Raw genomic sequence first — 7,559 nt, forward strand, 5'->3', positions numbered from 1 at the left:
GGACGGGGCCTTGCTGACAAAAAACAAAAATATTACAAGAAAATCACAATTCATCCCCCTGTTCAGCATATTTGCAATCGCTTACAATTGGCGAAGACTTAACCATGCAAAGGAGGGCAGGACATTGCACCAAATTCTGCAAAGCTTGAAAACAGCCGCTTTAGGCATAGATCGGGCCATTGAGACGTTTGCGGTGAGCGCAGTCGCGCTCATGACGCTGATCGTAACCGTGCAGGTCATCACGCGCAAGCTGTTCGGGTTTGTATTTTTCTGGTCCGAGGAGCTGACGCTGCTGCTGCTGATCTGGTTTTCGTTTCTCGGCATCGCGATCGGCTTCCGGGAGAAGCTTCATTTGGCCATGGACGTAATATCAGGCAGGTTATCCCGTGGTACCAACCGGGTGCTGGATATTGTGATCGGGCTCTCTACGTTTGCCTTCGGCTTGTATTTGATCAAATATGGCTGGGATTTCACAAAATTAATGCACCCCAACCGCATGTCTGCCACAGAATGGCCCAGTAGCGTGATGTATGTCGTCATGCCAATCACGGGTGTACTCGTATGCATCTATGCGCTGCTGCAGATGCTGGGCATGGATACAATCCGGCTTAAGGAGCTTGACGAGGAGTTGATGGAATAATGACGACAGCGATTATCGTACTGACGGTCAGTTTTGTGGTGCTGATTTGCTTCCGCTTTCCCATTGCCATGGTGCTGGCGCTATCCTCCCTGCTGACAGCCATAACGCTGAACATTCCTCTGGCAGTGATCGGCCAGCGCATGATTCAGGGCATGAACTCTTATTCGTTGCTCGCCATTCCGTTCTTTATTCTGGCAGGACAAATCATGAGTGAAGGCGGCCTTGCACTTCGCCTTATCAATCTGGCGCAGCTTACGGTTGGGGCTATTCGCGGAGGGCTCGCCATGGTGAACTGTGTCGCCTGCATGCTCTTCGGCAACATTAGCGGATCGGCGGCGGCCGACGTATCTTCGGTCGGTTCGGTGATGATTCCGATGATGAAGAAGAAAAATTACGATGCCGACTACTCGGTCGCCGTCACCTCAGCTGCGGCCATTCAAGGGGTCGTGATGCCGCCCAGCCATAACATGATTTTGTATGCGCTCGCGGCAGGCGGCGTGTCTATCTCCAGCCTTTTTATGGCCGGAATTGTGCCTTGTCTCGTGCTGCTCGCTGCCCTGATGACGACATCCTACTTCATTGCACGCAAGAGAGGTTACGCCAAAGGCGAGCCTGTGCAGCTAAAAGAAGTTCCGAAAATCCTCAGGGACGGTTTTTTGTCAATGATGACCGGCGTCATCATCCTGGGAGGTATCTTCACCGGCTGGTTCACCGCTACGGAAGCAGGGGCGATCGCCTGCGTGTATGCTTTTATATTGACATTTTTCATATACAGAGATATTCCGTTCTCCCGGATCAAAATCATTTTCTTACGTACCTTTCGCACGGTGGCCATGGTGCTGTTTCTCATTTCCGCCTCCAACGCCTTTGCCTGGGTTCTGACCTATCTCAAAATTCCGACGATGCTGACCGATTTACTGCTGGGCATTTCAGATGAACCATTCATCATTCTGCTGATCATTAACATTCTGCTGCTTATTCTGGGTGCGCCGCTGGATATGGCCCCGCTGATTCTGATTATGACACCCATCCTGTTCCCGGTCGTGACGGCGCTTGGCATGGATCCGGTTCATTTCGGGATCGTTCTGATCCTGAATTTAGGCATCGGGCTGATTACCCCGCCTGTCGGTACAGTACTATTCGTAGGCTGTGCGATAGGCAAGGTTACGATTGAACAGGGCACGAAAGCGCTGATCCCGTTTTTCATCGTGATGGTGGCGGTTCTGATGCTTATTACCTATGTACCGTCCATTTCCATGTGGCTGCCGAATTTGGTAAACGGCTCTTAGCCTGTCAAGACAAAGTGTGTGTACCCGAACCCATGATAAATGAAAGGAAGGTTCTTTGATGATGAAAAGACAAAAAGGAAAAGGTTTGCTATGCGTCCTTCTTGCCGGGATTGTAACTTTCACAGGCTGCTCTGCAGGGGGAGCTGAGAACCCTGGTACGGGGAATGAAGAACAGGGAAGCGGTTCGACATACAATTTCCGGCTGGCCGAGACTCATCCGGCCGATTATCCGACGACGAAGGGTGATATGAAATTTGCCGAGCTGGTGAAGGAAAAGTCAGGCGGACGCATTACGATTGATGTATTTCCGTCAGCTCAGCTTGGGGAAGAAAAATCGGCTATTGAGCAGGTTCAACTGGGTGCCATCGAATTCACAAGGGTCAGCACCGGACCGATGGCTGAATTCAACAAGGATTTCGGGGTGTTCAGCCTGCCGTATATTTTCAACGATGACAATCATGTATGGAAATTCCTGCAGAGCGATGGGGGAACGAAGCTGCTGGATAGTCTGGAGTCTTCAGGCTTAAAGGGTCTTACCTACTACAGCTCCGGTTCCCGAAGTTTTTACTCTACGAAACCTCTGACCAAGCTGGAGGATTTGAAAGGAATGAAAATAAGGGTGATCGAAAACAAGCTGAATATCGAAATCATGAAAGCGCTTGGAGCAAACGCGACGCCGATGGCCTACGGGGAAGTGTACAGTGCGCTGCAGACCGGCATTATTGATGCGGCGGAAAACAACTATCCGAGCTATTATTCAAGCAAGCATTTTGAGATCGCCAAAAACTATATCCTGGACGGCCACCAGAGAGTACCGGAAGTGCTGCTGGTCTCCAAGCAGGTGTGGGATACGCTGTCTCCGGAGGACCAGGCCATTGTAAAAGAAGCTGCCGTCGAATCAACGGCATTTCAGCGGGAAGAATGGGCCAAATATGAGAAGGAGTCGGAAGAGCAGGTGCGTGCGGGTGGTGCCGTCATTACGGAAATCAGTGATGCGGATGCCTGGAAAAATGCGGTCAAACCGGTCATCGAAAAATACCGTAGTGAGTATGGCGAAATATTGGATGCCATCGAACAGGCCAAAGCCGAATAAATAGAGGATATAACACACAGCATGCAGAATCGTTCTACAATCCGGAAGGAATTGTAGGGGAGTGCTTGAATCAGATGCCATTCAAACGCCTTTTGCGAACCATTCTGCTCCGTGACCGGTCGCTGATGACGAAACTGACCGTATATTCGGCCATCCTTGTGCTCGTGCCCATGCTGTTAATCGGTTATATGTCCTTCCGCCAGTCTTCGCTGACACTGGAAAGTGAAGCAAGACGCTACAGCTGGCAGATTATCGATCAGGTGCAGCATTATGTGGAGGATTACTTTCGCGACTTTGAGATCAGCACGCTGAAAATCATTAACCATCCCGACACTACAGCATTTCTGCGAGCTTATACGAGCGGTAAACCGACAGATGCGGACCATGAAAGCAGAGTTCGGAATGTGCTGCAAAATTCTGCGTTTTCCCGGTCAGATGTGGCGAACATCTCCCTGATTCTGGACCATGAACGCATCATTGATTCGAATGATCAGCCGGGTGCAGTGTCTGTACAGGATGCCGAGCGGGAGGCATGGTTTGACACGGTCCCGGTCACGGGCAAGCCGAAGGTGCTGGCACGGGTTATTCATTGGAAAGGCGAGGCAGAGCCTGTCGTGTCCGTCGCCAAGCGCATTGCCAGTCCGCAGGACCTCAAGCCGTTTGGCATGCTTGTCATTGATCTGAATTACAAACGTCTGGAGGATACCGCCCGCAAGGTCCGGCTTGGTCAGTCCGGAAGCGGCTACCTCATGATTCTGGATGAAGAGGGCAGATACGTATATCATCCGGACCAGAAGCTCATTGGAAGCCTGGCGGATTACAGGATCGTACAGCAGTTACAGTATCGCAGCAACGGTTCATTTACGTTCGAGCAGAACGGTAAGCGCCTGCTTACATTCAGCCGCAGCGAGGGGTTAAACTGGCATCTTGTGACCTCGATTCCGTACAATGAGCTCATGGAGAGCAGAACGAGGATGGCGCATGCCATTTTCGCCACGACCGCCTGGTTTGTGCTGATTGCGTATGTGCTGAGTCTGGGGCTGGCTGCAAGCCTGATCAGGCCGATCAAGAGGCTGCATCTGCACATGAAACGGGTGGAGATCGGTGATTTCAAAGGCCATATCAAAGTGGAAAACGCAGATGAAATTGGCATGCTGACAGCCGATTATAACCGGATGGTGAAGCGGTTATCCGAGCTGCTTGAAGAAGTGTACGTCTCGAGGGTAAAAGAAGCGGAGGCCCATCTCAGGCATAAAGAAACGGAGCTGCGCATGCTGCAGGCGCAAATCAACCCTCATTTTCTCTATAATGCACTGGAGACGATCCGGGGCATGGCACTTGCGGAGGAACGGGAAGAGATTGCGGATATGTCTGCCGCACTGTCGCGTCTGCTGCGCTACAATGTGAAAGAAGATCAACCTGTCGTCACGGTCCGGCAGGAGCTGGCTGTTGTGGAAATGTATCTGCGTATTCAGAAGTACCGCTTTGATGAGCGACTGGAATACAGCTTCCATCTGCCCGACTGGGTGCTCGAGCAGCAGCTTCCCAAATTCACGCTGCAGCCCTTGGCGGAAAATTGCATCGTGCACGGTCTGGAAGCGAGCACTGAAGGAATAAACCTCACCATATCCGCACATCGCATCGGGAATACCTTCGTGCTTGCCGTTGGCGATGACGGGCCGGGCATGCCCCCTGAGCGGCTGGAGAGCGTTCGCCAAAGTCTGCAGCATTCGAACGCCCGTTCCTCAGGTCATATTGGAATCGATAACGTGAACCGCCGTATTCGCTACTTGTTTGGAGAACAGTTCGGGCTGGTGATCGAAAGCAAGCTGTCAGAAGGGACCACCGTTCAAATGGTCCTGCCTTACGAGGAAACGAAGCCGTTCCATGAAAAGGGATGGGGGGAGGTATGGAATGACCTATCAGATTCTGCTGGTTGAGGACGAGAAATGGGTCAGGACCGCGCTTCGCAAGGTGATCGAAAAAATCAAGCTGCCGTTCACTGTCGTTCATGAATCCACCAACGGGATGGAGGCGTGGAAGTGGCTGGAACACAGTCGTGCAGATATTGTACTGACAGATATCCGCATGCCGGTCATGGACGGTTTGACACTGCTTAAGCAAATCCGGAATGAGGGGAAAGCGACGGACATTATCATCGTCAGCGGTCACGATGAATTTGCTTATGCACAGCAGGCGGTTCGGCTTGGTGCCTTTGACTATTTTCTCAAGCCTGTCGATACGGAAGACATGACGGAATGCTTCCGTAACTGGCTTCAGCGTCAGGAGCCCGGTACTGCCGCGACTAAAGTACAGCAAGAGGGCGATCAGCATATCCGACCACCGGTTGACCAGATCATTCATTATATCGAAAGCCAGCAACGTTATGATCTGATGCTTGCCGAAGCAGCAGCACTTGTGCATTTGAATCCCAGCTATTTCTGCAAGCTGTTCAAGCAGCACAAAGGCGTGACATTTACCGACTACATGACATCAGTCCGCATGCGGGAAGCGGTCAGACTGCTGGAGCATACAACCCTTCGCATCACGGAAATTGCCGACAGACTTGGATTCACGGATGCGGCTTATTTCAGCAATACATTCAAAAGAGAGGCGGGGACATCGCCCAGCGAATACCGGAAAAGGCTGCATCCTGCCTAGGAGAGGAGACATGAGATGAGAACGTTCGAAGAGTGGGAACAGGCCGAGCCGGGCGTGAAACGCAAAATTTTCGCACCTGGTACTGGGCTGATGATGATGGAGGTCCACTTTGAAGCCGGAGCTGCAGGTTATCAGCATAGCCATCCTCATGAACAGATGAGTTACTGTATTCGGGGGGAACTGGAGTTTACGATCGACGGAACGACCCTCCTTGTGCGGGAGGGTCGTTCCGTCGTCATTCCCGGAGGAGCCAGACACGGGGTGGTCGCCAAAGAAGCCTCGGTACTGCTTGACTGCTTCACACCGCTTCGTGAGGATCTGTTGAACAGGGATTAGTGCCGTGCTTACAAATAATACCTGTATAGGGTTTTGTGATCTTCCTTTAAATCCACTGGATTCTTCGGTGGATTTTTTTTATCCATTTTACGAGTCAGATGCCTCTTGATCTGTTCAAGGAAGAAGAGCTCCTGATAACTTGGACTTTGCCCTCTCGGTTCGTTGTGCCCAATTTTAAGTCTATTAGCCCTTCAATGGTAAAATAGGAGTTCAACCTAGTACGGTTTCAGGCAAATCCCATAATTATATAGAGTAAAATCTAATTCTATTAGGGAGGTGCCCTTTTGTCACAAGCGAATATACCTAATATAACCCCGCTCATTTCGGTAACCCGAGATGACGCCATCAACTTATTGTTAACATCCATTGCAATGGAAGAACTCGGTTTAAGCCATATTCTCAACGCTGAAGGGGAAAAGATTCAATTTGTGCTCGGGACATTGCCAGGAGTGAGTTCGCCGCCGGCTACGTTAAGTGATATTTTTTCGGTTAATACGAGTGTACAAAATACCATTAGTAATTTGACTAAAAAAGAACTGCTACTTCAATCCAAGCTTGAGACTGTATTAGGAGCAGCTACATCTACGGGAGTTACAGGAACAACAGGAGCTACCGGAACAACAGGAGCGACAGGGGCAACGGGGACCACTGGAATCACTGGAGCCACAGGAGCGACAGGGGCAACCGGTACTACCGGAACAACAGGAACCACTGGGGCAACGGGGGCAACCGGAGCGACCGGGCCAACGGGAGACCCAGGGCCGACAGGTGCAACCGGAGCCACGGGTACAGCAGGAGCCACCGGGGCAACGGGAGCCACCGGGGCCACAGGAACAACAGGGGCAACGGGAGTAACAGGTCCACCAGGAGGAGCCACAGGTGCAACGGGAGCTACGGGTACAGCGGGAGCCACCGGGGCCACAGGTGATACAGGAGCCACAGGTGCAACGGGAGCCATGGGTACAGCAGGAGCCACCGGGGCAACAGGAGCTACGGGTACAGCGGGAGCCACCGGGGCCACAGGTGATACAGGAGCCACAGGTGCAACGGGAGCCACGGGTACAGCAGGAGCCACCGGAGCCACAGGTGATACAGGAGCCACGGGTACAGCAGGAGCCACTGGAGCCACTGGAGCCACCGGAGCCACAGGTGATACAGGAGCTACCGGAGCCACGGGTACAGCAGGAGCAACAGGAGCAACGGGAGCCACCGGTGCCACAGGTGATACAGGAGCTACCGGAGCCACGGGTACAGCAGGGGCAACAGGAGCAACGGGATCCACGGGTACAGCAGGGGCAACAGGAGCAACGGGATCCACGGGTACAGCAGGGGCAACAGGAGCAACGGGATCCACAGGTGATACAGGGGCTACCGGGGCAACAGGGGCAACAGGAGCAACGGGTACAGCGGGAGCAACGGGAGCAACGGGAGCCACAGGAGCAACCGGGGTCACAGGTGATACAGGGGCAACAGGGGCAACAGGAGCAACGGGTACAGCGGGAGCAACGGGAGCAACGGGAGCCACAGGAGCAACCGGGGT

7 protein-coding genes are annotated in these 7,559 nt (G+C 52.6%); all 7 read left to right on the forward strand.

Annotated elements, in window-relative coordinates; translation table 11 throughout:
• Positions 1-124: 124 nt before the first annotated feature.
• A complete protein-coding gene (locus tag ACE5LO_RS10250; RefSeq protein WP_375519920.1) occupies positions 125-640 on the forward strand; it encodes a TRAP transporter small permease in 516 nt (171 codons plus the stop codon).
• Positions 640-1,929 carry a TRAP transporter large permease gene (locus tag ACE5LO_RS10255; protein ID WP_375519921.1) on the forward strand — a complete coding sequence of 430 codons (1,290 nt, stop codon included), beginning with the start codon at positions 640-642 and terminating at the stop codon, positions 1,927-1,929. The genes ACE5LO_RS10250 and ACE5LO_RS10255 overlap by 1 nt, the downstream gene beginning before the upstream one ends.
• A 58-nt stretch (positions 1,930-1,987) precedes the next feature.
• Positions 1,988-3,022, forward strand: a complete 1,035-nt coding sequence (locus ACE5LO_RS10260) for a TRAP transporter substrate-binding protein (RefSeq protein ID WP_375519922.1) — start codon at positions 1,988-1,990, stop codon at positions 3,020-3,022.
• Between the two features lie 74 nt (positions 3,023-3,096).
• Positions 3,097-4,962: a cache domain-containing sensor histidine kinase gene (locus ACE5LO_RS10265; RefSeq protein WP_375519923.1), complete on the forward strand. Its 1,866-nt coding sequence runs from the start codon at positions 3,097-3,099 to the stop codon at positions 4,960-4,962.
• A complete protein-coding gene (locus ACE5LO_RS10270) occupies positions 4,937-5,683 on the forward strand; it encodes a response regulator transcription factor (protein WP_375519924.1) in 747 nt (248 codons plus the stop codon). The genes ACE5LO_RS10265 and ACE5LO_RS10270 overlap by 26 nt, the downstream gene beginning before the upstream one ends.
• Positions 5,684-5,698: 15 nt before the next feature.
• Positions 5,699-6,019 (forward strand): cupin domain-containing protein, encoded by a 321-nt coding sequence (locus ACE5LO_RS10275; RefSeq protein WP_375519925.1) that lies wholly within the window; start codon positions 5,699-5,701, stop codon positions 6,017-6,019.
• A 284-nt stretch (positions 6,020-6,303) separates the two neighbouring features.
• The coding region (locus ACE5LO_RS10280) for an alpha-helical endospore appendage domain-containing protein (RefSeq protein ID WP_511227993.1) at positions 6,304-7,559 on the forward strand (1,256 nt) is incomplete at its 3' end.

The organism is Paenibacillus medicaginis (assembly GCF_042138635.1).
GTDB lineage: Bacteria > Bacillota > Bacilli > Paenibacillales > Paenibacillaceae > Paenibacillus > Paenibacillus medicaginis.

Excerpts from the sequence above, each read along its gene's own strand:
- ACE5LO_RS10255 (WP_375519921.1), top strand. The coding sequence starts at position 640 with ATGACGACAGCGATTATCGTACTGACGGTCAGTTTTGTGGTGCTGATT.
- ACE5LO_RS10260 (WP_375519922.1), top strand. The coding sequence starts at position 1,988 with ATGATGAAAAGACAAAAAGGAAAAGGTTTGCTATGCGTCCTTCTTGCC.
- ACE5LO_RS10265 (WP_375519923.1), top strand. The coding sequence starts at position 3,097 with ATGCCATTCAAACGCCTTTTGCGAACCATTCTGCTCCGTGACCGGTCG.
- ACE5LO_RS10270 (WP_375519924.1), top strand. The coding sequence starts at position 4,937 with ATGACCTATCAGATTCTGCTGGTTGAGGACGAGAAATGGGTCAGGACC.
- ACE5LO_RS10275 (WP_375519925.1), top strand. The coding sequence starts at position 5,699 with ATGAGAACGTTCGAAGAGTGGGAACAGGCCGAGCCGGGCGTGAAACGC.